The organism is Micromonospora sp. ATLC16, from assembly GCF_057196645.1.
Window position 1 is genome coordinate 27,306 of sequence record NZ_JBXUOW010000026.1, and the last position, 23,089, is coordinate 50,394.

The window sequence follows — 23,089 nt, forward strand, 5'->3', positions numbered from 1 at the left end:
ATTGTCAGAACTCGAGCCCGGCTTCGCGGGCGGCGTCGGCGAGCGCGGCGACCCGCCCCGCGTACCGGTTGCCACCGCGGTCGAAGACGACCTTGGAGATGCCCGCGGCCTTGGCCCGCTCGGCCAGCAGGGTGCCGACCTTGCCAGCCAGGGCGCTCTTGTCGCCCTCCGTGCCGCGCACCGAGGCGTCCAGGGTCGAGGCCGACGCCAGGGTGTGACCCTTGGTGTCGTCCACGATCTGGGCGACGATGTGCCGCAGCGAACGGGTGACCACCAGGCGGGGACGCGCGGCGGTGCCGCTGACGTTCTTGCGCACTCGGAAGTGCCGCCGCGCCCGCCCGACGGCACGCTTGGCGGCGACGCCGCGGCGGCGCTTGAGCAGCGTGGCGCTCACTTCTTACCTGCCTTTCCGGCCTTGCGTCGGATGACTTCGCCCTGGTACTTCACGCCCTTGCCCTTGTAGGGCTCCGGCGGGCGAATCTTCCGGATGTTGGCGGCGACCTCACCGACGAGTTGCTTGTCGATGCCGGCCACGTGGAACAACGTCGGGCGCTCCACCGTGAAGGTGATGCCCTCGGGCGCCTGCACCTGCACCGGGTGCGAGAACCCGAGCGCGAACTCCAGGTCCTTGCCCTTGGCGGTGACCCGGTAACCGGTGCCGGCGATCTCCAGGCTCTTACGGTAGCCGTCGGTGACCCCGACGATCATGTTGGCGACCAGGGTACGGCTCAGGCCGTGCAGCTCCTTGGCCTTGCGTTCGTCGTTCGGGCGGTTGACGCTCAGCTGCCCGTCCTCGGCCCGCTCGATGGTGATCGGCTCGGCCAGGGTGTGCGACAGCTCGCCCTTGGGGCCCTTGACCTTGACGGTCTGGCCGTCGATCGTCACGTCGACTCCGGATGGCACCGGGATCGACTTACGTCCAATACGCGACATTTCTACCTGTCTCCCGTTACCAGACGAAGGCGAGGACTTCCCCGCCAACGCTCCGCTTGCGGGCCTGCCGGTCAGTGAGCAGCCCCTGGGACGTCGAAATGATCGCCACGCCCAGCCCACCGAGCACCCGGGGGAGCCCGTCCGACTTGGCGTACACCCGCAGACCGGGCTTGGAGACGCGCTTGATGCCGGCCAGGCTCCGCTCCCGGTTCTGGCCGTACTTCAGCTCGACGACCAGTCGCTTGCCGACGGCACCCTCCTCGGGGTCCTCGACTACCCAGGTGGCGATGTAACCCTCGGACTTGAGGACCTCGGCGATGTTCGCCTTGATCTTCGAGTAGGGCATCGTCACCCGGTCGTGGTACGCCTGGTTGGCGTTACGCAGACGCGTGAGCATGTCTGCGATCGGGTCGGTCATCGTCATGAAAACTCGTCAACCTTTCTCGCCGGGGTTCCCGCGACAGCTCGCAGGCCTACGGCGAAGAGACAGTCCAGCTGACGCGCCGCAGCGCGCTGGGCTATTACCAGGAAGCCTTGGACACGCCGGGCAGCTCACCGCGGTGGGCCATCTCTCGGATACACACCCGGCAGAGCCCGAACTTGCGGTAGACCGCCTTGGGACGCCCGCACCGCTGGCAGCGGGTGTACGCGCGAACCGAGAACTTCGGCTTCGCGGCCGCCTTGAGGATCAGCGCCTTCTTGGCCATCTCAGTTCTCCTTGAACGGGAAGCCCAGGAGCTTCAGCAGCGCCCGGCCCTCGTCGTCGGTCGTGGCGGTCGTGACCACCGTGATGTCCATGCCCCGCTGGCGATCGATCTTGTCCTGGTCGATCTCGTGGAACACCGACTGCTCGGTCAGACCGAACGTGTAGTTGCCGTGCCCGTCGAGCTTGCGCCCGTCCAGGCCGCGGAAGTCACGGATACGCGGCAGCGCGATGGACAGCAGCCGGTCCAGGAACTCCCACATCCGGTCGCCGCGCAGGGTCACCTTCGCGCCGATCGGCATGCCTTCCCGCAGCTTGAACTGCGCGATGGACTTCGTCGCCCGCCGGACCTGCGGCTTCTGGCCGGTGATGGTGGCCAGGTCGCGGACCGCACCGTCGATGAGCTTGGCGTCCCGGGCGGCCTCGCCCACACCCATGTTCACGACGATCTTGACCAGCCGCGGCACCCGCATCGGGTTGCCGTACTCGTACTGCTCGCGCAGTTGGGCGATGATCTCGTTGCGGTACCGCTCCTTGAGGCGCGGCATCGTCTTGGTTTCGGTAGCCGTGGTCATCACAGGTCCTTACCGGTGCTACGCGCGATGCGGACCTTCTGGCCGTTGTCGTCGATCCGGTAACCGACGCGGGTCGGCTTGCCGTCGGAGTCCACGACCATCACGTTCGAGACGTGGATCGGGGCCTCCTGGGTGACGATGCCACCGGTCTTGGCGCCACGCTGGGTGGTGCTGATGCGAGTGTGCTTCTTGACCCGGTTCACGCCCTCGACCAGGACCTTGTCCTGCCGCGGGTAGGCCGCGATGACCTTACCCTTGGCGCCCTTGTCCTTGCCGGCGATGACGACGACCGTGTCGCCCTTCTTCACCTTCATGCCCGCGCCTCCCTGCGGTCGGCGCGCGCCTGAAGCTTGCACCTACTCAGCCTGCTGGTTCGCTCGCTCCGCTCGCTCACGGTCACAACACCTCCGGCGCGAGAGAAATGATCTTCATGAACCGCTTGTCCCGCAGCTCACGGCCGACGGGGCCGAAGATACGGGTACCGCGCGGGTCCCCGCCGTCCTTGATGATGACGGCGGCGTTCTCGTCGAAGCGGATGTACGAACCGTCCGGCCGCCGCTTCTCCTTGGCGGTGCGGACGACGACAGCCTTGACCACGTCGCCCTTCTTCACACCGGCACCCGGGATCGCGTCCTTGACGGTGGCCACGATGACGTCGCCGATGCTCGCGTAGCGCCGACCGGAGCCACCGAGAACCCGGATGCACAGGATCTCCCGGGCACCCGTGTTGTCGGCGACGCGCAGTCGCGACTCCTGCTGAATCACGTCTATCTCCTATGTCTGCCGGTTCTCCGGCCGCCGGGGCGGCCGGAGCCTGGCGGAACCTGCGCCCGACCGTGTGGGCCGAGCTCGAGCCTTCGCTACTTGGCCTTCTCGAGGATCTCCACGAGCCGCCACCGCTTGGTGGCGGAGAGCGGCCGGGTCTCCATGATCAGGACGCGGTCGCCGATGCCGGCGGAGTTCTGCTCGTCGTGGACCTTGAGCTTGCTGGTCCGCCGCATGATCTTGCCGTACAGCGCGTGCTTGACCCGGTCCTCAACCTCGACCACGACGGTCTTTTCCATCTTGTCGCTGACCACAAGGCCCTCACGGACCTTGCGCCGGCCCCGCACGCGCTGCGCGCTCGCGGTCGTGTTCTCGCTCATGCTCGAGCTCCCTTACGCTCGCTTCGCTCGCTCACGAAGTCACCTCAGTCGGCGCGGCCGAGAGCCCCAGCTCACGCTCACGCATGATCGTGTAGATCCGGGCGATCTCCCGACGGATGACCTGCAGCCGCCGGTTGTTGTCCAGCTGCCCGGTTGCGGCCTGCACGCGGAGGTTGAACAGCTCCGCCTTGGCCTCGCGCAGCTTCGTGACCAGCTCCTCCTCGGAGAGCTCACGCAGCTCGGAGGCCTTAACGCCCGCTGCCATCAGGATTCACCCACTTCGCGCGTCACAATGCGGCACTTCATCGGGAGCTTGTGGATCGCGCGACGCATCGCCTCTCGCGCGATCTGCTCGTTCGGGAAGGACATCTCGAAGAGAACCCGCCCGGGCTTGACGTTCGCGACCCACCACTCGGGCGAGCCCTTACCGGAACCCATCCGGGTTTCCGCCGGCTTCTTGGTGAGGGCCTGGTCCGGGAAGATGGTGATCCAGACCTTGCCGCCACGCTTGATGTGGCGGGTCATCGCGATACGCGCCGACTCGATCTGCCGGTTGGTCACGTACGCCGGTTCCAGAGCCTGGATCCCGAACTCGCCGAACACCACCCGGTTGCCGCCCTTGGACGCGCCGCTGCGGTCCGGGTGGTGCGGCTTGCGGAAGCCCTTCGGGGGCTTGCGCGGCATCAGCATCTGTCAGCCCTCCTGCTGCGTTTCTGCCGGAGCCGAAGCCGCAGCCGCGACAGCAGCGCTGTCGACCGGCTCGCCACTCGGCGTCTCGGCCTGCTGCGCGACGGTCGTCGCGGCAGCCCGGCCGGCCTCGGTGCCACCGGAGGTCGTGCCGGACGAACCCGACCGACCACGGCGCGGACGGTCGGGCCGGTCACCGCGCTCCCGGCGCGGGCGCGACGGTGCCTCGGCCGGAGTCTCCCGACCCGGCACCGCGTCACCCTTGTAGATCCAGACCTTCACGCCGATCCGGCCGAAGGTGGTACGGGCCTCGAAGAAGCCGTACTCGATGTTGGCCCGCAGCGTGTGCAGCGGAACCCGACCCTCGCGGTAGAACTCCGTGCGGCTCATCTCGGCGCCGCCGAGGCGACCCGAGACCTGCACCCGGATGCCCTTGCACATCGGGTTCTTCATCGCCGACTGCATCGCCTTACGCATCGCGCGACGGAAGCTGACCCGGCTGGAGAGCTGCTCGGCCACGCCCTGGGCAACCAGCTGCGCGTCCGACTCGGGGTTCTTCACCTCGATGATGTTCAGCTGCACCTGCTTGCCGGTGAGCTTCTCCAGCTCGCCGCGGATCCGGTCGGCCTCGGCGCCCTTACGGCCGATGACGATGCCCGGCCGGGCGGTGTGGATGTCGACCCGGACCCGGTCACGGGTGCGCTCGATGTCGACCTTGGAGATGCCGGCACGCTCCAGCCCCTTGGACATCATCCGGCGGATCTTGACATCCTCACCGATGTAGTCCTTGTAGAGCTTGTCCGCGAACCAGCGGGACTTCCAGTCGGTCGAGATGCCGAGCCGGAACCCGTGCGGGTGAACCTTCTGACCCATTACTCGGCGCCCTCCGTGTTGCTCTGCGTCTCGGCCGGCGCGGTCTGCTTCGCCGGAGCCGCCTTGTTCGCCGACTTCCTCGGCGCGGCCGGCGCGACCGCCTCGACCGCCACGGTGATGTGGCAGGTGCGCTTACGGATCCGGTACGCCCGGCCCTGCGCCCGTGGCTGGAACCGCTTCATCGTCGGGCCCTCGTCCACGAACGCCTCGCTGACGAGCAGCGCGTCGGGGTCCAGCCGCTCGTTGTTCTCCGCGTTGGCGATCGCGCTCGCGAGCACCTTGTACACCTGCTCGCTCGCCGCCTGCGGCGCGAACTGCAGCACCGTGAGCGCCTCCTTCGCGGGCAGGCCGCGGACGAGGTTGACCACCCGGCGCGCCTTCATCGGCGAGATGCGCACGTGCCGCGCAACCGCCCGCGCGCCCGGAAGCACCGGAGCGTCGCCCTTTCCTGGCATCGCTGTAACCCCTTGATCCTCTATCCGTATGCCCGCGGCGTCAGCGCCGGCGGCTCTTCCGGTCGTCCTTTTCGTGACCCTTGAACGTGCGGGTCAACGCGAACTCGCCGAGCTTGTGCCCGACCATCGCCTCGGTCACGAACACCGGGACGTGCTTGCGTCCGTCGTGCACGGCGATCGTGTGCCCGAGCATCTCCGGGATGATCGTCGAGCGGCGCGACCAGGTCTTGATGACGTTCTTCGAGCCCTTTTCGTTCTGCGTCTCCACCTTCTTGAGCAGGTGGTCGTCGATGAACGGGCCCTTCTTCAGGCTGCGAGGCATGTCTTATCTCCCTCAGCCGCGCTTACGCGTGGCGTAGCGACGGCGGACGATCAGCCGGTCACTCGGCTGGCCCTTACGACGGGTGCGGCCCTCGGGCTTACCCTGCGGGTTGACCGGGTGGCGACCACCGGAGGTCTTGCCCTCACCACCACCGTGCGGGTGGTCGACCGGGTTCATGGCGACACCACGGACGGTCGGGCGCTTGCCCTTCCACCGCATCCGGCCGGCCTTGCCCCAGTTGATGTTCGACTGGTCGGCGTTGCCGATCTCACCGACACTGGCCCGGCAGCGCACGTCCACCCGCCGGATCTCACCGGACGGCATACGCAGGGTCGCGTACGCGCCCTCCCGGCCGAGCAGCTGGATGCCGACGCCGGCCGAGCGGGCCAGCTTGGCGCCACCACCCGGACGCAGCTCCACGTTGTGGATCGTGGTACCGACCGGGATGTTGCGCAGCGGCAGGTTGTTACCCGGCTTGATGTCGGCGCTCGGGCCCGACTCGACCGTGTCGCCCTGCTTCAGGTCCCTCGGCGCGATGATGTACCGCTTCTCGCCGTCGGCGTAGTGCAGCAGCGCGATCCGCGCGGTGCGGTTCGGGTCGTACTCGATGTGCGCGACCTTGGCCGGCACGCCGTCCTTGTCGACCCGCTTGAAGTCGATCAGCCGGTACTGGCGCTTGTGGCCGCCGCCCTGGTGACGAGCGGTGATCCGGCCATGCACATTCCGGCCGCCCTTCTTGGGCAGCGGGACCAGCAGCGACTTCTCGGGAGTCGACCGAGTGATCTCGGCGAAGTCGGCGACGCTGGAGCCACGCCGGCCCGGCGTCGTCGGCTTGTACTTACGGATAGCCATTGTCTACACCCCTCAGCTGACCGGGCCGCCGAAGGCCTCGATGCGGTCGCCCTCAGCCAGCTTCACCATCGCCCGCTTGGTGTCCTTGCGCTTGCCGAACCCGGTACGGGTCCGCTTGCGCTTGCCCTCGCGGTTGAGCGTGTTGACCGTCAGGACACGGACGTTGAAGATCTGCTCGATAGCGATCTTGATCGCCGTCTTGTTCGCGTCCGGGTGCACCAGGAAGGTGTACCAGTTGCGGTTCAGCTCGCTGTAGCTCTTCTCCGAGACGACCGGCGCGACGATGATGTCGCGCGGATCGGCGATCGTGCTCACTTGCCACCCTCCTCGGTGGTCTCGGCCGGCACGCCCAGGAACTCGTCCAGGGCCCCCTTGGTGAAGACCACATCGTCGGCCACCAGCACGTCGTACGTGTTGAGCTGGCCAGCCTCGATCAGGTGCACCCGCGGCTCGTTACGCAGCGACACCCAGTTCAGCTCGTCGGTGCTGCTCAGCACGACCAGCACCCGCCGGGCGGTGGTCAGCTTGGTGAGCGCGGCCAGGGCCGCCTTGGTCGACGGCTTCTCGCCCGAGACGAACGCCTCGACGACGTGCACCTGCCCGGCGCGCGCCCGGTCCGACAGGGCGCCACGCAGCGCGGCGGCCTTCATCTTCTTCGGGGTGCGCTGGCTGTAGTCGCGCGGCACCGGGCCGTGGACCACGCCACCGCCGGCGAACTGCGGCGCGCGGATCGAGCCTTGCCGGGCCCGACCGGTGCCCTTCTGCTTGTACGGCTTCTTGCCGCCGCCGGCAACCTCGCCCCGGGTCTTGGTCTTGTGGGTGCCCTGCCGGGCCGCAGCCAGCTGCGCCACGACGACCTGGTGCATCAGCGCGATGTTGGCCTGCGCGTCGAAGATGTCGGCGGGCAGCTCGACCGAGCCGGTCTTGGTGCCCTCGGAGTTGAGGACGTCAACGGTGGTCACTTGCCCACACCGCCCTTCTTCGCCTTGGCCTTGGCCGCGGTACGGACCAGGACCAGCGCGCCCTTGGGGCCGGGAATGGCGCCACGGACGAGCAGGAGACTGTTCTCGGTGTCGACCGCCTGGACGGTCAGGTTCTGCACGGTGTAGCGCACGCCGCCCATGCGGCCGGCCATCCGGGTGCCCTTGAAGACGCGACCCGGGGTGGCGCAGGCGCCGATCGAGCCCGGCGAGCGGTGCTTGCGCTCGACACCGTGGCTGGCGCGCAGACCGTGGAAGCCGTGCCGCTTCATCGGGCCGGCGTAGCCCTTGCCCTTGGTCTTGCCGGTCACGTCGATCGAGACACCGGCGGGGAACTCCTCGACCGTGACCTCCTGGCCGAGCGAGTAGTCCGCGGCGTCGCTGGTGCGCAGCTCGACGATGTGCCGGCGCGGCGCCACGTCCGCCTTGGCGTAGTGCCCACGTAGCGGCTTCTTCGCCTTCCGCGGGTCGATCGTCCCGTACGCCAGCTGGACCGCGGAGTAACCGTCCTTGTCGGCGTCACGAACCTGGGTGATGACGCAGGGGCCGGCCTGAACCACGGTCACCGGGACAACGCGGTTGTTGTCCCAGACCTGGGTCATGCCGAGCTTCGCGCCCAGGATCCCCTTAACTTGCCTGTCCATGTGTCCGGTCCCTACAGCTTGATCTCGATGTCGACGCCAGCCGGCAGGTCGAGGCGCATGAGCGAGTCGACCGTCTTCGGGGTCGGGTCGATGATGTCGATCAGTCGCTTGTGCGTACGCATCTCGAAGTGCTCGCGCGAGTCCTTGTACTTGTGCGGCGAGCGGATGACGCAGAAACGGTTGATCTCCGTGGGCAGCGGCACCGGGCCCGCGACCTGCGCCCCGGTACGCGTCACCGTCTCGACGATCTTCCGAGCCGAGGAGTCGACGACCTCGTGGTCATAGGCCTTGAGCCGGATGCGGATCTTCTGTCCCGCCATGGTGGCTTCTGTTCCTTCTCTCGATGCCGCTGTGTTGCGGGTGCCTGTACCGGCTGGCACAGACCCTCTTCGCCCACCCCCGCGGTCGGGCGTGTCGCGCCCTGGGGCCAAGCTCCGCCCCGGGATACCGGAGCGATCCTGACCCGCGGTGGGTCCAGGCGCCGATCGCGCTGAGGCGACCTGAACGCCGCGCGAGGGTGGTTGACGGACGGGCCGCCAACCACCCCACGCCCGACTGCTCTGCCCACCCGGAGGTTCAGCGAAAGCCGAACACGGGCGGCGAACTGTCGTTACGCAACCTGACTAGTATGCCGCACGACCGGCGGCTGGTCTAATCGGGGTTACCCAGCTCACTTGACGATCTTGGTGACGCGACCAGCGCCGACCGTACGGCCACCCTCCCGGATCGCGAACTTGAGGTTGTCCTCCATCGCGATGGGCTGGATCAGCTTCACGGTCATCGTGGTGTTGTCGCCCGGCATGACCATCTCGGTGCCCTCGGGGAGGGTGACGACACCGGTGACGTCCGTGGTCCGGAAGTAGAACTGCGGACGGTAGTTCTGGAAGAACGGGGTGTGCCGGCCACCTTCCTCCTTGGAGAGGATGTAGACGGTCGCCTCGAACTCCGTGTGCGGGGTGCTGGTGCCCGGCTTGACGACCACCATGCCGCGCTCGACGTCCTCGCGCTTGATGCCGCGCAGCAGCAGACCGACGTTCTCACCCGCGCGGGCCTCGTCGAGCAGCTTGCGGAACATCTCGATGCCGGTGCAGACCGTCTTCTGCGACTTCTCGCGGATACCGACGAGCTCCACCTCCTCGTTCGGCTTGAGCACGCCGCGCTCCGCGCGACCGGTGACGACCGTGCCACGACCGGTGATCGTGAAGACGTCCTCGATCGGCATCAGGAACGGCTTCTCGGTCTCGCGCTCCGGCTGCGGGATCGCGGTGTCGACGGCGTTCATCAGCTCCATCAGGCGACCGGTCCACTCCGGGTCGCCCTCCAGGGCCTTGAGCGCCGAGACCCGCACTACCGGCAGGTCGTCGCCCGGGTACTCCTGCGCCGAGAGCAGCTCACGGACCTCGAGCTCGACGAGCTCCAGCAGCTCCTCGTCGTCGACCATGTCGCTCTTGTTCAGCGCCACGACGATGTACGGCACGCCGACCTGGCGGGCCAGCAGCACGTGCTCGCGGGTCTGCGGCATCGGGCCGTCGGTCGCCGCGACCACCAGGATCGCGCCGTCCATCTGGGCGGCACCGGTGATCATGTTCTTGATGTAGTCGGCGTGACCGGGGCAGTCGACGTGCGCGTAGTGCCGCGCCTCGGTCTGGTACTCGACGTGCGCGATCGAGATCGTGATGCCGCGAGCCTTCTCCTCGGGCGCCTTGTCGATCTCGTCGAACGGCGTGTACGGGTTCAGGTCCGGGTACTGGTCGTGCAGGACCTTGGTGATGGCCGCCGTCAGCGTCGTCTTACCGTGGTCGATGTGACCAATGGTGCCGATGTTGACGTGCGGCTTAGTCCGCTCGAACTTCGCCTTCGCCACTGGTGTCCTCCTGTGGACTTCTTGGTTCGTTCGCCCCGGCACGCCAGGAACGGCGCTTAGGACTCTGTCGACAGCCTTTCCGGCCTGGCGGCCGGGAAGCTTTTGTGGGTTCTGCGGCGATGAAGCCTACAGGCCCGGAATTCACCCAATCCGACCGAGGTGGTCGCGGTCGGGAATTCCTTCCGCGACCACCGTCGGATCATCCGATCACGTCAGGTGAGCGTCACTCACCCGTCGCCTTGGCGATGATCTCCTTCGCCACGCTCTGCGGCACTTCGGCGTAGGAGTCGAACTGCATGCTGTAGCTAGCCCGGCCCTGGGTCTTCGACCGCAGGTCGCCGACGTAGCCGAACATCTCCGACAACGGCACCAGAGCGCGGACGACACGGGCGCCGCTGCGCTCCTCCATCGCCTGGATGATGCCGCGTCGGGAGTTGAGGTCGCCGATGACGTCACCCATGTTCTCCTCCGGAGTGGTGACCTCAACGGCCATCATCGGCTCGAGCAGTGCGGGGTCGGCCTTGCGCGCCGCCTCCTTCATCACCATCGAACCAGCGATCTTGAACGCCATCTCGGACGAGTCGACCTCGTGGTACTGGCCGTCCAGCAGCGTCAGCTTGACACCCACCAGCGGGAAGCCGGCGAGAATGCCGTACTGCATCGCGTCCTGGGCGCCCGCGTCCACCGACGGGATGAACTCCCGGGGGATACGGCCACCGGTGACGGCGTTTGCGAACTCGTAGGTCGGCGAGTCGTTGCCCATGGGCAGCGGCTCGAGGCGCACGATCACGCGGGCGTACTGGCCGGAACCACCGGTCTGCTTCTTGTGGGTGTACTCGGCCTTCTCCACCGTGCGGCGGATGGTCTCGCGGTACGCCACCTGCGGCTTACCGATGTTCGCCTCGACGTTGAACTCGCGGCGCATCCGGTCGACCAGGATGTCCAGGTGCAGCTCGCCCATGCCGGAGATGACCGTCTGGCCGGTCTGGTCGTCCAGCTTGACGCGGAAGGTCGGGTCCTCCTCGGCCAGCCGCTGGATGGCGGTGCTGAGCTTCTCCTGGTCAGCCTTGGTCTTGGGCTCGATGGCCACCTCGATGACCGGCTCCGGGAAGGTCATCGACTCCAGGATCACCGGGTTCGCCGGGTCACACAGGGTGTCACCGGTGGTGGTCTGCTTCAGACCCTGCACCGCGATGATGTCGCCAGCCTTGGCGGAGCTGCGCTCCTCCCGCTTGTTGGCGTGCATCTGGTAGATCTTGCCGATCCGCTCCTTGCGGTCCTTGGTGGAGTTGACCACCTGGGACCCGGACTCGACCACGCCGGAGTAGACCCGGACGTAGGTGAGCTTGCCGAGGTGCTTGTCGGTCTGGATCTTGAACGCCAGGCCGGAGAAGGGCTCCGAGGTGGACGGCTTCCGCTGCATCGGAGTCTCACCGTCGGTCGCCGTGCCCTCGATCGCCGGGATGTCCAGTGGCGAGGGCAGGTAGTCGATGACGGCGTCGAGCATGGGCTGCACGCCCTTGTTCTTGAACGCGGAGCCGCAGAGCACCGGGTTGGCCTTGCTGGCGATGGTGGACCGCCGAATGGCGGCCTTGATCTCCTCGACGGAGATCTCCTCGCCCTCCAGGTACTTCTCCATGACCGAGTCGTCCACGTCGGCCAGCGTCTCCATCAGCTTCTCGCGCCACTCGGCGGCGGAGTCAGCCAGGTCGGCCGGGATCTCCTCGATCGCGTAGTCCTCACCCTTCTGGGTCTCCCCGCGCCAGGTGAGGGCGCGCATGTTGACCAGGTCGACGACACCGATGTGGTCGCCCTCAAGCCCGATCGGGATCTGCAGCACCAGCGGGGTGGCGTTCAGCCGGTCGATCATCATCTGCACGCAGCGGAAGAAGTCGGCACCGGTCCGGTCGAGCTTGTTGACGAAGCACATCCGCGGGACGTTGTACTTGTCCGCCTGACGCCAGACGTTCTCCGTCTGCGGCTCCACGCCGGCGACGCCGTCGTAGACCGCGACCGCACCGTCCAAGACCCGCAACGACCGCTCCACCTCGACCGTGAAGTCGACGTGGCCGGGCGTGTCGATGATCTGGATCGTGTGGCCCTTCCACTCGCACTTCGTGGCGGCGGAAGTGATGGTGATACCGCGCTCCTGCTCCTGCTCCATCCAGTCCATGACGGCAGCGCCCTCGTGGACCTCACCGATCTTGTACGTGATACCGGTGTAGAACAGGATTCGCTCGGTGGTAGTGGTCTTACCGGCATCGATGTGCGCCATGATGCCGATATTGCGTACGTTGGCGAGCGCGTCTGCGGCGGCCACTTCAATCCCTACTTATCGTCGTCTCGACACAACTGGTGGCGGTCCCGGCGCCGCTTGGCGCCGGGACCAGGGTGTTACCAGCGGTAGTGCGCGAAGGCCTTGTTGGACTCGGCCATCTTGTGCGTGTCCTCGCGCCGCTTGACGGCGGCACCGAGGCCGTTGCTCGCGTCCAGCAGCTCGTTCATCAGCCGCTCGATCATGGTCTTCTCACGCCGCGCGCGGGCGTAGGTGACCAACCAGCGCAGGCCCAGCGTGGTGGCCCGGGCCGGCCGGACCTCGACCGGAACCTGGTAGGTCGCGCCACCGACACGGCGGCTGCGTACCTCAAGGGTCGGCTTGACGTTGTCCATGGCGCGCTTGAGGGTGACGACCGGGTCGGTCCCGGACTTCTCCCGGCAGCCCTCCAGGGCGGCGTAGACGACACGCTCGGCGAGCTGCCGCTTGCCGCGCAGCAGGATCTTGTTCACCAGCTGCGTGACCAGCGGCGAGTTGTACACCGGGTCAGCGACCAGCGGTCGCCGCGGAGCAGGTCCCTTACGCGGCATGTCAGCTCTTCTCCTTCTTCGCGCCGTAGCGGCTGCGCGCCTGCTTGCGGTTACGGACACCCTGGGTGTCCAGCGAACCGCGAACGATCTTGTAACGCACACCGGGGAGGTCCTTCACCCGGCCACCACGCACGAGCACGATCGAGTGCTCCTGCAGGTTGTGCCCAACACCGGGGATGTAGGCGGTCACCTCGACCTGGCTGCTGAGCTTGACACGAGCAACCTTGCGCAGCGCCGAGTTCGGCTTCTTCGGGGTGGTGGTGTACACCCGGGTGCACACGCCCCGCCGCTGCGGGGATCCCTTGAGCGCCGGGGTCTTGGTCTTGGTCGTCTTCGCCTGGCGGCCCTTTCGGACCAACTGCTGAATGGTGGGCACCGGGTTTCTCCGCTCCCTTCGGTCGCCGCTCGCGACCGCGCCGTCTGCCGTAGCCGATCTCGTGATCGACTCTCCTACATCCCGGCCAGGGCCACCTCGCGGAGGTCCCGGCACCCGCGGTCGGGCGTGTCGCCAAACTCACGGTTTCCCGTCCGGCGCTTGCGCGCAGACCCGGGGTTTGTCACCGGCACACGGATCGCCGCAGGCCGGATCTTCTGGCTCCAATCGTGGTGCCCGTCCGGATATCGTTAGCCGGCTCCAGCGCACGCACGAGTTGCCCGGGCGGGCCCGGGCACAAGGGGAAAGAGTACCTACCACAGCCGCGCAGGTCAAAACGGAAAGACCCGCCCGACGTCACACCGCTTGCCGGCTGGTCTCTGTCGCACCGCCCGCCCGTGATGGGCACCTACCGATACAAGTGTACCGGCTCTGCCGGAAACCGGCCCGCGAGCCCCCAGGCTGACCGCCGCCCGGCCAGCGATCGGCCCGGCCGCGTCGCAGGCTCACCCGGATCAGCCGGGCCAGAACGGTGCTCCGATCCGGTGGAGTCCCTCGGGAGACGGGAGGCCAGGCGACCTAGGCCAGCGCCAGCAGCACCGCCAGCCCCACGCCCACCAGGCAGAGCAGCAGGCCGGTCCCACCGCAGCTGATTCCCGCGATGGCCAGACCACGGCCGGTGAAGCGGACCGCCGGCGGAGGCGCCGGACGGCGGATCTGCCGCAGGCCGAGCAGACCGGCCACGACGGCGCCCGCCCCGGTGAGACCACCGAGTGCGGCGAAGGCACCCGCCGCCCAGGCTCCGTTCGCCCCTCCCCCGATGGCGCCTACGCAGATGACCAGAATCGAGACCAGGATCGAGGTGATACCGGCCACCAGCGAGCCGACCGCCAGGCCCGAAGCAACCGGGGGAACGTCGAGGTGCACCACCGCGAACGGCGTGCCGGGCACCGGCTCGACCCGCTTCGGGGGTCGGTGAGGAGCCTGCGGCCGTGGCGGCGGCGGCTGTCCCCAGCCCGGGCCGCCGGTGGGCCAACCCGGCGCCGGCGGCGACCCCGGCACCGCCCCGAAGGCGGGTGGACCTCCCGCCGGTGGCCCGAGAACAGCCGGAGCGGGCGGTGCCGAGCCAGCCGGCGGGCCGGGCGGCTCTGAGGGAGAGCCTGTGGTCGGCCCAGGCCGAGCCCATCCCGTCTGGTCGGCATCGGGGCGCCCGACGGTGGGCTGAGCGGCTTCGCCGCCCTCGGGGCGCGCCGGTTCCGTCACGGGATCCTCCTTGTCGGGCAGCGTCCACGCACCGCGCGACGGACACCGGTCAGGCTACCGTCGGAAGTCAGCCCCTCGGTGCCGGGCGCGAGGACGCACCTGTCGCGCCGGTCAGTCGACCTCGGGCGCGAAGTCCTGCCCGTAGGGCGACTCGGCGAGCCGGACCACCCCGATCACCAGCGCCACCACCAGGCTGACCGCGACCAGCACCAGGCCCGTCCAGGCCAGCCGCTCGCCGCGACGCAGCCAGGCCGCGCCGGTCAGGAAACCCGCCGAGGCGTACGCCTCCCGACGCGCCTGCCGAGCCAGGTGCAGGGCCACCGTGGCCGGTACCACGCCACCGATCAGCAGTCCCGTCAGTGTGGCCATCAGGCCGAGGGCGAAGACCGCCCGAGCCTTGGTCGCCCGGGCCGGATCCGGGTCGAGCGGGTGACGCGGTGCCGATGCGGCGGGCACCGGTCCGGGTGCGATCGTCATGACCACATGATGCCTCCGCCGACGACGGTTCGCGCCGTACCCGCAGCACGAACTGGATCCCGCAGCGCGGGAGAGGTCCCCCACCGCGCCCACGGCCGCCAAGGGAACACGAGGAGGCCCCGGCGCAGTCGCGCGCCGGGGCCTCCCATGTCACCGTACGGTCTAGCGGTACGACCCGAAGTCGAAGTCGTCCAGCGGGACCGCCTGGCCACTGGCCGGCCCGAAACCGTAGTCGGTCTCCGGGTAGCCGGTCATCGAGTAGACCTTGGCCTTCGCCTCCTCGGTCGGCTCGACCCGGACGTTGCGGTACTTGCTGATGCCGGTACCGGCCGGGATGAGCTTACCGATGATCACGTTCTCCTTGAGACCGATCAGCGAGTCGCTGCGGGCGTGGATCGCCGCGTCGGTCAGCACCCGGGTGGTCTCCTGGAAGGAGGCCGCCGAGAGCCAGGAGTCGGTGGCCAGCGAGGCCTTGGTGATACCCATCAGCACCGGACGACCGGCGGCGGGCTCGCCACCCTCGCCGACGAGCCGGCGGTTCTCCGACTCGAACAGCGCCCGGTCGACCAACACACCCGGCAGGAACTCGGTCGAGCCGGAGTCGATGACCGTCACCCGCTTGAGCATCTGGCGGATGATGATCTCGATGTGCTTGTCGTGGATGAGCACACCCTGAGAGCGGTAGACCTCCTGGACCTCCTGGGTCAGGTGGACCTGGACCGCCCGAGGGCCGAGGATGCGCAGCAGCTCGTGCGGGTCGATGGTGCCCTCGGTGAGCTTCTCGCCGACCTCGACGTGGTCGCCGTCGTGGGCCCGCAGCCGGACCCGCTTCGAGATCTTGTCGTAGACGATCTCGTCGCTGCCGTCGTCCGGGATCACCACGATCTTGCGCGACCGCTCGCCGTCCTCGATCCGGATCCGGCCGGGGGTGTCGGCGATGGGCGCCTTGCCCTTCGGGATCCGGGCTTCGAAGATCTCCTGGACCCGCGGCAGACCCTGGGTGATGTCCTCACCCGCGACACCACCGGTGTGGAAGGTACGCATCGTCAGCTGCGTGCCCGGCTCACCGATGGACTGGGCGGCGATGATGCCGACCGCCTCACCGACATCGACGATCTTGCCGGTCGGCAGCGAGCGGCCGTAGCACGCACCGCAGACACCCAGCTTCGACTCGCAGGTGAGCACGCTGCGTACCCGGACGGTCTCGACCCCGGCGGCGACGATCCGGTCGACCAGGATCGAGTTGATGTCCGCGCCCCGCTCGGCGACGACGGTGCCGTCCGGCCCCTTGATGTCGTCGGCCAAGGTACGGGCGTGCACGCTGGTCTCCGCGTGCTCGTGCACGACCAGAGTGCCGCCTTCGGCGGCCACCGGACTGCTGACGTCGATCGTCTGACCCACTTGCATCGGGATGGCCCGGTCGGTGCCGCAGTCCTCCTCGCGGATGATGACGTCCTGCGAAACGTCCACCAGACGCCGGGTCAGGTAACCCGAGTCGGCGGTACGCAGAGCGGTGTCCGCGAGACCCTTACGGGCACCGTGCGTGGAGATGAAGTACTCCAGCACGGACAGACCCTCCCGGTAGCTGGCCTTGATCGGCCGCGGGATGATCTCGCCCTTCGGGTTGGCCACCAGACCACGGATCGCCGCGATCTGCCGGAGCTGGAGCAGGTTACCGCGAGCACCCGAGTTGATCATCTTCCACAGTGGGTTCTCCTGCGGCAGCGCGGTGTCCATCTCCTTGGCGACCTCGTTGGTCGCCTTGGTCCAGATCTCGATGAGCTCGCCGCGACGCTCCTCGGCGGTCATCAGACCACGCTGGTACTGCTTGTCGATCCGGTCGGCTTCCTTCTCGTACCGCTCCAGGATCTCCCGCTTGCGCGGCGGAGCGATGACGTCCTCCATGCCGATCGTCACGCCGGACCAGGTGGCCCAGTGGAAGCCGGCCTCCTTGAGCCCGTCCAAGGTTGCCGCCAGGGCCACCTTCGGGAACCGCTCGGCGAGGTCGTTGACGATCGCGGAGAGCTGACCCTTGCGGATCTCGTAGTTCACGAACCGGTAGCCCTGCGGCAGGGTCTCGTTGAACAGCACCCGACCGAGAGTGGTCTCGACCGTGAGCGGCTCGCCCGCAACCCATCCCTCGGGCGCGGTCCACGGCTGCCCGCCAGCGCCGTTGTCGACCTCGACCACGTCCCGCAGCCGGATCTTCACCGGCGCCTGCAGGTGCAGCTCGCCGTTGTCGTACGCCATCCGCGCCTCGGCGTCCGAGCTGAACGCCCGGCCCTCCCCGCGCTCACCGGCGGTGAGGTGGGTCAGGTGGTAGAGCCCGATGACCATGTCCTGGGTGGGCATGGTGACCGGCTTGCCGTCGGCCGGCTTGAGGATGTTGTTCGACGACAGCATCAGGATCCGAGCCTCGGCCTGGGCCTCGGCGGACAGCGGCACGTGCACCGCCATCTGGTCACCGTCGAAGTCGGCGTTGAACGCGGTGCAGACCAGCGGGTGGATCTGGATGGCCTTGCCCTCGACCAGCTGCGGCTCGAAGGCCTGGATGCCGAGTCGGTGCAGGGTCGGTGCCCGGTTGAGCAGCACCGGGTGCTCGCCGATGACCTCTTCCAGCACGTCCCACACGACCGGCCGCTGCCGCTCGACCATCCGCTTGGCGGACTTGATGTTCTGTGCGTGGTTGAGGTCGACCAGCCGCTTCATCACGAACGGCTTGAACAGCTCCAGCGCCATCTGCTTGGGCAGGCCGCACTGGTGCAGCTTGAGCTTCGGGCCGACCACGATGACCGAACGGCCGGAGTAGTCGACGCGCTTGCCCAGCAGGTTCTGGCGGAACCGGCCCTGCTTGCCCTTGAGCATGTCGGACAGCGACTTGAGCGGACGGTTACCCGGGCCGGTGACCGGCCGGCCACGGCGGCCGTTGTCGAACAGCGCGTCGACGGCCTCCTGCAGCATCCGCTTCTCGTTGTTGACGATGATCTCGGGCGCGCCGAGGTCGATCAGCCGCTTGAGCCGGTTGTTCCGGTTGATGACCCGACGGTAGAGGTCGTTCAGGTCGCTGGTGGCGAAACGGCCACCGTCGAGCTGCACCATCGGGCGCAGGTCCGGCGGGATCACCGGCACGCAGTCCAGCACCATGCCGAGCGGCGAGTTGCGGGTGTTCTGGAACGCCGCGACGACCTTGAGCCGCTTGAGCGCCCGGATCTTCCGCTGGCCCTTACCGGTGCGGATGGTCTCCCGCAGGTTCTCGGCCTCGGCCTCGAGGTCCATGTTCTGCACCAGGGCCTTGATCGCCTCGGCACCCATGCCACCGGTGAAGTACTCACCGAACCGGTCGCGCAGCTCACGGTAGAGCAGCTCGTCGGTGACCAGCTGCTTCGGCTCCAGCTTGCGGAAGGTGTCCAGCACCTCGTCCAGACGGTCGATCTCGCGCTGGGCCCGGTCGCGGATCTGGCGCATCTCGCGCTCTCCGCCCTCCTTGACCTTGCGCCGGACGTCCGCCTTCGCGCCCTCGGCCTCCAGCTCGGCCAGGTCGGCCTCGAGCTTGGCCGCCCGCTTCTCGATCTCCGAGTCGCGGCTGTTCTCCGACTGCCGCTTCTCGGCCAGGATCTCGTTCTCGATGGTCGAGAGGTCACGGTGACGCGCTTCGGCGTCAACGCTCGTCACGACGTACGAGGCGAAGTAAATGATCTTCTCGAGGTCCTTCGGGGCGAGGTCCAGCAGGTAGCCCAGCCGGCTCGGCACGCCCTTGAAGTACCAGATGTGGGTCACCGAGGCAGCCAGCTCGATGTGGCCCATCCGCTCACGGCGGACCTTCGAGCGGGTCACCTCGACGCCGCAGCGCTCACAGATGATGCCCTTGAACCGGACCCGCTTGTATTTACCGCAGTAGCACTCCCAGTCCCGCTGCGGACCGAAGATCTTCTCGCAGAAGAGCCCGTCCTTCTCCGGCTTGAGGGTGCGGTAGTTGATCGTCTCGGGCTTCTTGACCTCGCCGTGCGACCACTGACGAATGTCGTCCGCGGTCGCCAGCCCAATTCGCAACTCGTCGAAAAAGTTGACGTCGAGCACGTTCAGATCCCTCACACGTCGCTTGGTGCGTCAGCAGCTCACCGGGTTTTGGTTTCGGGGCGGGGTGACCCATGAAGGGATCAAGCCTGACCGCCCGGAGTGGGTCGCCCCGCCCCGAAACCCCAACGTCACACTTCCTCGACCGAGCTCGGCTCGCGCCGGGACAGGTCGATACCCAGTTCCTCCGCAGCCCGGAACACCTCGTCGTCGGTCTCGCGCATCTCCAGGGCCACGCCGTCGCTGGAGAGCACCTCGACATTGAGGCACAGCGACTGCAGCTCCTTGAGCAGCACCTTGAACGACTCCGGGATGCCCGGCTCCGGGATGTTCTCGCCCTTGACGATGGCCTCGTAGACCTTCACCCGGCCGAGAACATCGTCGGACTTGATCGTCAGCAGCTCCTGCAGGGCGTACGCGGCACCGTAGGCCTGCATCGCCCAGCACTCCATCTCGCCGAAGCGCTGGCCACCGAACTGCGCCTTACCACCCAGCGGCTGCTGCGTGATCATCGAGTACGGACCGGTCGAACGAGCGTGGATCTTGTCGTCGACCAGGTGGTTGAGCTTCAGGATGTAGATGTAGCCGACCGCGATCGGGTCGGGCAGCGGTTCACCCGAACGGCCGTCGAACAGCTGCGCCTTTCCGGAGGAACCGATCAGCTGCCGACCATCCCGGTTGGGCAGGGTCGAGGCGAGCAGACCGGAGATCTCCTCCTCGCGGGCACCGTCGAAGACCGGGGTGGCCACGTTGGTGTCCGGCTCGGAGGAGTCGGCGCCGATGCCCCGGAGCTGCCGCTTCCACTCGGCGTCGTCGCCCTCGACCTGCCAGCCCGTCTTGGCCACCCAGCCGAGGTGCGTCTCCAGCACCTGGCCGATGTTCATCCGGCTCGGCACACCCAGCGGGTTGAGCACGATGTCGACCGGGGTGCCGTCCTCCAGGAACGGCATGTCCTCGACCGGCAGGATCTTGGAGATGACGCCCTTGTTGCCGTGTCGGCCGGCGAGCTTGTCACCGTCCTGGATCTTCCGCTTCTGCGCGACGTAGACCCGGACCAGCTCGTTGACGCCCGGCGGCAACTCGTCGCCGTCCTCCCGGGAGAAGGTACGCACGCCGATGACCGTGCCGGTCTCGCCGTGCGGCACCTTCAGAGAGGTGTCCCGGACCTCGCGCGCCTTCTCGCCGAAGATCGCGCGAAGCAGCCGCTCCTCCGGGGTCAGCTCGGTCTCGCCCTTGGGCGTGACCTTGCCGACCAGGATGTCGCCGGGGACGACCTCGGCGCCGATCCGGATGATCCCGCGCTCGTCCAGGTCGGCGAGCATCTCCTCGCTGACGTTCGGGATGTCGCGAGTGATCTCCTCCGGGCCGAGCTTGGTGTCCCGGGCGTCGACCTCGTGCTCCTCGATGTGGATCGAGGTGAGGACGTCCTGCTGCACGAGGCGCTGCGACAGGATGATCGCGTCCTCGTAGTTGTGCCCCTCCCAGGTCATGAACGCCACGAGCAGGTTTCGCCCGAGCGCCATCTCGCCCTCGTCGGTGCACGGACCGTCGGAGATGACCTGGCCGGCTTCGACCCGGTCACCCTCGAAGACGACCGGCTTCTGGTTGACGCAGGAGCCGGCGTTGGAGCGACGGAACTTGTGCAGCAGGTACGTCCGGCGGTGACCGTCGTCCTGGTGCACGGTGATGTAGTCGGCGCAGAGGTCCTCGACCACGCCACCGACCTCGGCCACGACCACGTCACCGGCGTCGACGGCGGCACGGTACTCCATGCCGGTGCCGACCAGTGGAGACTCGGCCTTGACCAGCGGCACCGCCTGACGCTGCATGTTCGCGCCCATCAGGGCCCGGTTCGCGTCGTCGTGCTCCAGGAACGGGATCATCGCGGTGGCGACCGAGGTCATCTGCCGCGGCGACACGTCCATGTAGTCCACGGCGGCCGGCGTGACGTCCTCGGTCTCGCCGCCCTTACGCCGAACCAGGACGCGGTCCTCGGCGAACGAGCCGTCGGCCCGCAGCGGGGCGTTGGCCTGTGCCTTGACGAACCGGTCCTCCTCGTCCGCGGTCAGGTAGTCGATCTGGTCGGTGACCCGACCGTCGATGACCTTCCGGTACGGCGTCTCGATGAAGCCGAACGGGTTGACCCGGGCGAAGGTGGACAGCGCGCCGATCAGGCCGATGTTCGGGCCCTCCGGCGTCTCGATCGGGCACATCCGGCCGTAGTGGGACGGGTGCACGTCGCGGACCTCGAAGCCGGCCCGCTCCCGGGACAGACCACCGGGGCCGAGCGCGCTCAGCCGTCGCCGGTGGGTCAGGCCCGCCAGCGGGTTGGTCTGGTCCATGAACTGGGACAGCTGCGAGGTGCCGAAGAACTCGCGGATCGCGGCGACGACCGGACGGATGTTGATCAGGGTCTGCGGCGTGATCGCCTCGACGTCCTGGGTGGTCATCCGCTCACGGACGACCCGCTCCATCCGGGACAGGCCGACCCGAACCTGGTTCTGGATCAGCTCGCCCACGGTACGCAACCGCCGGTTGCCGAAGTGGTCGATGTCGTCGGCCTCGTAGCCCTCCTCACCGGCGTGCAGCCGGCAGAGGTACTCCACGGTGGCGACGATGTCGTCCTCGGTCAACGTGCCGGTGGTGATCGGCACGTCCAGCTCGAGCTTCTTGTTGAACTTGTACCGACCGACCTTGGCTACGTCGTACCGCTTCGGGTTGAAGAAGAGGTTGTCGAGCAAGGTCTGGGCGTTCTCACGGGTCGGCGGCTCGCCAGGGCGCAGCTTGCGGTAGATGTCGAGGAGCGCCTCGTCCTGGCCGGCGATGTGGTCCTTCTCGAGCGTGGTCATCATCAGCTCGGACCAGCCGAACTTCTCACGGATCTGCTCGGCCGACCATCCGATGGCCTTGAGCAGCACCGTGACGGCCTGCCGACGCTTACGGTCGATGCGAACGCCGACCGTGTCGCGCTTGTCGATGTCGAACTCCAGCCAGGCACCCCGACTCGGGATCACCTTGACGCTGGAGAGGTCGCGGTCGGAGGTCTTGTCCGGCTGCTTGTCGAAGTACACGCCCGGCGAGCGGACGAGCTGGCTGACCACCACCCGCTCGGTGCCGTTGATGATGAAGGTGCCCTTCGGCGTCATCATCGGGAAGTCACCCATGAACACCGTCTGGCTCTTGATCTCGCCGGTGGTGTTGTTGGTGAACTCCGCGGTCACGAACAGTGGCGCGCAGTAGGTGAGATCCTTCTCCTTGCACTCCTCGATCGAGGCCTTGACCTCGTCGAAGCGTGGCACCGAGAAGGAAAGCGACATAGTGCCGGAAAAGTCCTCAATGGGACTGATCTCGTCGAGAATTTCCGCGAGACCCGAGCGTGCGTGCGGGTCGTCCGCCGACCGGCCCTGCCAAGCCTCGTTGCCGACGAGCCAGTCGAAGGACTCGTTCTGAATGGCGAGGAGGTTGGGGACCTCGAGGTGTTCGGTGATCCGACCGAAGGAAACTCGGCGGGGAGCGAATGCGCTCGACGTACGACTGGTCTTCGCAGGGCGGGAAGCTGCCAAGATGCGTCCTTCCGAGGACCGGTGCTGCAGAACGGCTGGTACGCGTGCACTCCAATGACCCCACCAGAAATATCCACAATCGGACATTTCCGAGCAGGGGTCAAGTCGGAAGGCAGCGCAAACTAGCAGTGTAGCCGAGAGGCTAACCGCTGTCCAGCCCACCCCGCAGGTTGTTGCGGAACGTGCCTCGGGACCCCTCGAACGGGTCGCACCGGGCCGCTCGGAACGCAACGTCCCTGCCGGGCCGCCCCGGGTCTGCGTGGCGAGTGGTGCTGCCGCTGCATTACCCGCGCGGTGGCCGTCGCAAGCGCGGAAGGTCTTGCTGATGTCAGCGTGCCTGGCAGTCCAGGGCCGCGTCAAGGGCCGGTGTCGGCATCGGGCGCTCTTTCCCACTCACGAGCGAGCCCGCCGGCCCGGTCCACCCGCCGCAGAGCGGCTTTG

Annotated in this window: 26 protein-coding genes; all 26 read right to left on the bottom strand. The window is 67.7% G+C overall.

All coding sequences use genetic code 11. The annotated features are described in order from the left end of the window. Window positions 1-4 precede the first annotated feature (4 nt). The 26 genes from rplR to rpoB all read right to left on the bottom strand — a co-directional run bounded on the left by rplR (window position 5) and on the right by rpoB (window position 22,648). A complete protein-coding gene (gene rplR, locus AC2CHE_RS13475; RefSeq protein WP_093403621.1) occupies window positions 5-394 on the bottom strand; it encodes a 50S ribosomal protein L18 in 390 nt (129 codons plus the stop codon). Beyond that, on the bottom strand, window positions 391-933 hold the full coding sequence (gene rplF, locus AC2CHE_RS13480; RefSeq protein ID WP_484505248.1) for a 50S ribosomal protein L6: 543 nt from the start codon (window positions 931-933) through the stop codon (window positions 391-393). Before rplF ends, rplR begins: the two co-directional genes overlap by 4 nt. A 16-nt stretch (window positions 934-949) precedes the next feature. Continuing rightward, a complete protein-coding gene (rpsH, locus tag AC2CHE_RS13485) occupies window positions 950-1,357 on the bottom strand; it encodes a 30S ribosomal protein S8 (protein ID WP_484505249.1) in 408 nt (135 codons plus the stop codon). A gap of 97 nt (window positions 1,358-1,454) precedes the next feature. Beyond that, window positions 1,455-1,640 (bottom strand): type Z 30S ribosomal protein S14, encoded by a 186-nt coding sequence (locus tag AC2CHE_RS13490; protein ID WP_007073023.1) that lies wholly within the window; start codon window positions 1,638-1,640, stop codon window positions 1,455-1,457. Window position 1,641: 1 nt separating this feature from the next. Next, window positions 1,642-2,211 carry a 50S ribosomal protein L5 gene (rplE, locus tag AC2CHE_RS13495; RefSeq protein ID WP_484505250.1) on the bottom strand — a complete coding sequence of 190 codons (570 nt, stop codon included), beginning with the start codon at window positions 2,209-2,211 and terminating at the stop codon, window positions 1,642-1,644. Next, on the bottom strand, window positions 2,211-2,525 hold the full coding sequence (gene rplX, locus AC2CHE_RS13500; protein WP_033662111.1) for a 50S ribosomal protein L24: 315 nt from the start codon (window positions 2,523-2,525) through the stop codon (window positions 2,211-2,213). The genes rplE and rplX overlap by 1 nt, the downstream gene beginning before the upstream one ends. Before the next feature lie 82 nt (window positions 2,526-2,607). Further along, complete coding sequence (gene rplN / locus AC2CHE_RS13505; RefSeq protein ID WP_007073026.1) at window positions 2,608-2,976, bottom strand: 50S ribosomal protein L14; 369 nt, start codon at window positions 2,974-2,976, stop codon at window positions 2,608-2,610. Between the two features lie 95 nt (window positions 2,977-3,071). Next, the gene (gene rpsQ, locus AC2CHE_RS13510; RefSeq protein WP_484505251.1) at window positions 3,072-3,356 is read right to left on the bottom strand and encodes a 30S ribosomal protein S17; all 285 of its coding nucleotides are present in this window, start codon (window positions 3,354-3,356) and stop codon (window positions 3,072-3,074) included. 31 nt (window positions 3,357-3,387) lie between these two features. Beyond that, window positions 3,388-3,621 (bottom strand): 50S ribosomal protein L29, encoded by a 234-nt coding sequence (gene rpmC, locus AC2CHE_RS13515; protein WP_123240581.1) that lies wholly within the window; start codon window positions 3,619-3,621, stop codon window positions 3,388-3,390. After that, window positions 3,621-4,046, bottom strand: coding sequence for a 50S ribosomal protein L16 (gene rplP / locus AC2CHE_RS13520; protein WP_007465292.1), 426 nt, complete (start codon window positions 4,044-4,046; stop codon window positions 3,621-3,623). Before rplP ends, rpmC begins: the two co-directional genes overlap by 1 nt. 3 nt (window positions 4,047-4,049) lie before the next feature. Then, window positions 4,050-4,916 carry a 30S ribosomal protein S3 gene (gene rpsC, locus AC2CHE_RS13525; protein ID WP_484505252.1) on the bottom strand — a complete coding sequence of 289 codons (867 nt, stop codon included), beginning with the start codon at window positions 4,914-4,916 and terminating at the stop codon, window positions 4,050-4,052. Next, window positions 4,916-5,371, bottom strand: coding sequence for a 50S ribosomal protein L22 (gene rplV / locus AC2CHE_RS13530; RefSeq protein ID WP_093403614.1), 456 nt, complete (start codon window positions 5,369-5,371; stop codon window positions 4,916-4,918). The genes rpsC and rplV overlap by 1 nt, the downstream gene beginning before the upstream one ends. A gap of 40 nt (window positions 5,372-5,411) precedes the next feature. Further along, window positions 5,412-5,693, bottom strand: a complete 282-nt coding sequence (gene rpsS / locus AC2CHE_RS13535; protein ID WP_013735950.1) for a 30S ribosomal protein S19 — start codon at window positions 5,691-5,693, stop codon at window positions 5,412-5,414. 12 nt (window positions 5,694-5,705) lie between these two features. Beyond that, window positions 5,706-6,545 (bottom strand): 50S ribosomal protein L2, encoded by an 840-nt coding sequence (gene rplB, locus AC2CHE_RS13540; protein ID WP_484505253.1) that lies wholly within the window; start codon window positions 6,543-6,545, stop codon window positions 5,706-5,708. 12 nt (window positions 6,546-6,557) lie between these two features. Further along, window positions 6,558-6,860, bottom strand: coding sequence for a 50S ribosomal protein L23 (gene rplW, locus AC2CHE_RS13545; RefSeq protein WP_093403611.1), 303 nt, complete (start codon window positions 6,858-6,860; stop codon window positions 6,558-6,560). Continuing rightward, window positions 6,857-7,507 carry a 50S ribosomal protein L4 gene (rplD, locus tag AC2CHE_RS13550; RefSeq protein WP_484505254.1) on the bottom strand — a complete coding sequence of 217 codons (651 nt, stop codon included), beginning with the start codon at window positions 7,505-7,507 and terminating at the stop codon, window positions 6,857-6,859. Before rplD ends, rplW begins: the two co-directional genes overlap by 4 nt. Then, on the bottom strand, window positions 7,504-8,169 hold the full coding sequence (rplC, locus tag AC2CHE_RS13555) for a 50S ribosomal protein L3 (protein ID WP_484505255.1): 666 nt from the start codon (window positions 8,167-8,169) through the stop codon (window positions 7,504-7,506). The genes rplD and rplC overlap by 4 nt, the downstream gene beginning before the upstream one ends. Before the next feature lie 11 nt (window positions 8,170-8,180). Further along, window positions 8,181-8,489 (bottom strand): 30S ribosomal protein S10, encoded by a 309-nt coding sequence (gene rpsJ, locus AC2CHE_RS13560; protein ID WP_007073037.1) that lies wholly within the window; start codon window positions 8,487-8,489, stop codon window positions 8,181-8,183. 350 nt (window positions 8,490-8,839) lie between these two features. Continuing rightward, a complete protein-coding gene (gene tuf, locus AC2CHE_RS13565; RefSeq protein ID WP_484505256.1) occupies window positions 8,840-10,033 on the bottom strand; it encodes an elongation factor Tu in 1,194 nt (397 codons plus the stop codon). Window positions 10,034-10,256: 223 nt separating this feature from the next. Then, window positions 10,257-12,353: an elongation factor G gene (fusA, locus tag AC2CHE_RS13570; RefSeq protein WP_484505257.1), complete on the bottom strand. Its 2,097-nt coding sequence runs from the start codon at window positions 12,351-12,353 to the stop codon at window positions 10,257-10,259. A gap of 74 nt (window positions 12,354-12,427) precedes the next feature. Next, window positions 12,428-12,898 (bottom strand): 30S ribosomal protein S7, encoded by a 471-nt coding sequence (gene rpsG / locus AC2CHE_RS13575; RefSeq protein WP_093403604.1) that lies wholly within the window; start codon window positions 12,896-12,898, stop codon window positions 12,428-12,430. A gap of 1 nt (window position 12,899) precedes the next feature. Then, window positions 12,900-13,274, bottom strand: coding sequence for a 30S ribosomal protein S12 (gene rpsL / locus AC2CHE_RS13580; protein ID WP_013735958.1), 375 nt, complete (start codon window positions 13,272-13,274; stop codon window positions 12,900-12,902). Window positions 13,275-13,850: 576 nt separating this feature from the next. After that, complete coding sequence (locus AC2CHE_RS13585; protein WP_484505258.1) at window positions 13,851-14,222, bottom strand: hypothetical protein; 372 nt, start codon at window positions 14,220-14,222, stop codon at window positions 13,851-13,853. A gap of 423 nt (window positions 14,223-14,645) precedes the next feature. Then, window positions 14,646-15,011, bottom strand: coding sequence for a hypothetical protein (locus AC2CHE_RS13590; protein ID WP_484505259.1), 366 nt, complete (start codon window positions 15,009-15,011; stop codon window positions 14,646-14,648). A 162-nt stretch (window positions 15,012-15,173) separates the two neighbouring features. Continuing rightward, the gene (locus tag AC2CHE_RS13595; protein ID WP_484505285.1) at window positions 15,174-19,088 is read right to left on the bottom strand and encodes a DNA-directed RNA polymerase subunit beta'; all 3,915 of its coding nucleotides are present in this window, start codon (window positions 19,086-19,088) and stop codon (window positions 15,174-15,176) included. 128 nt (window positions 19,089-19,216) lie between these two features. Then, window positions 19,217-22,648, bottom strand: coding sequence for a DNA-directed RNA polymerase subunit beta (gene rpoB, locus AC2CHE_RS13600; protein ID WP_484505260.1), 3,432 nt, complete (start codon window positions 22,646-22,648; stop codon window positions 19,217-19,219). Between the last annotated feature and the right edge of the window lie 441 nt (window positions 22,649-23,089).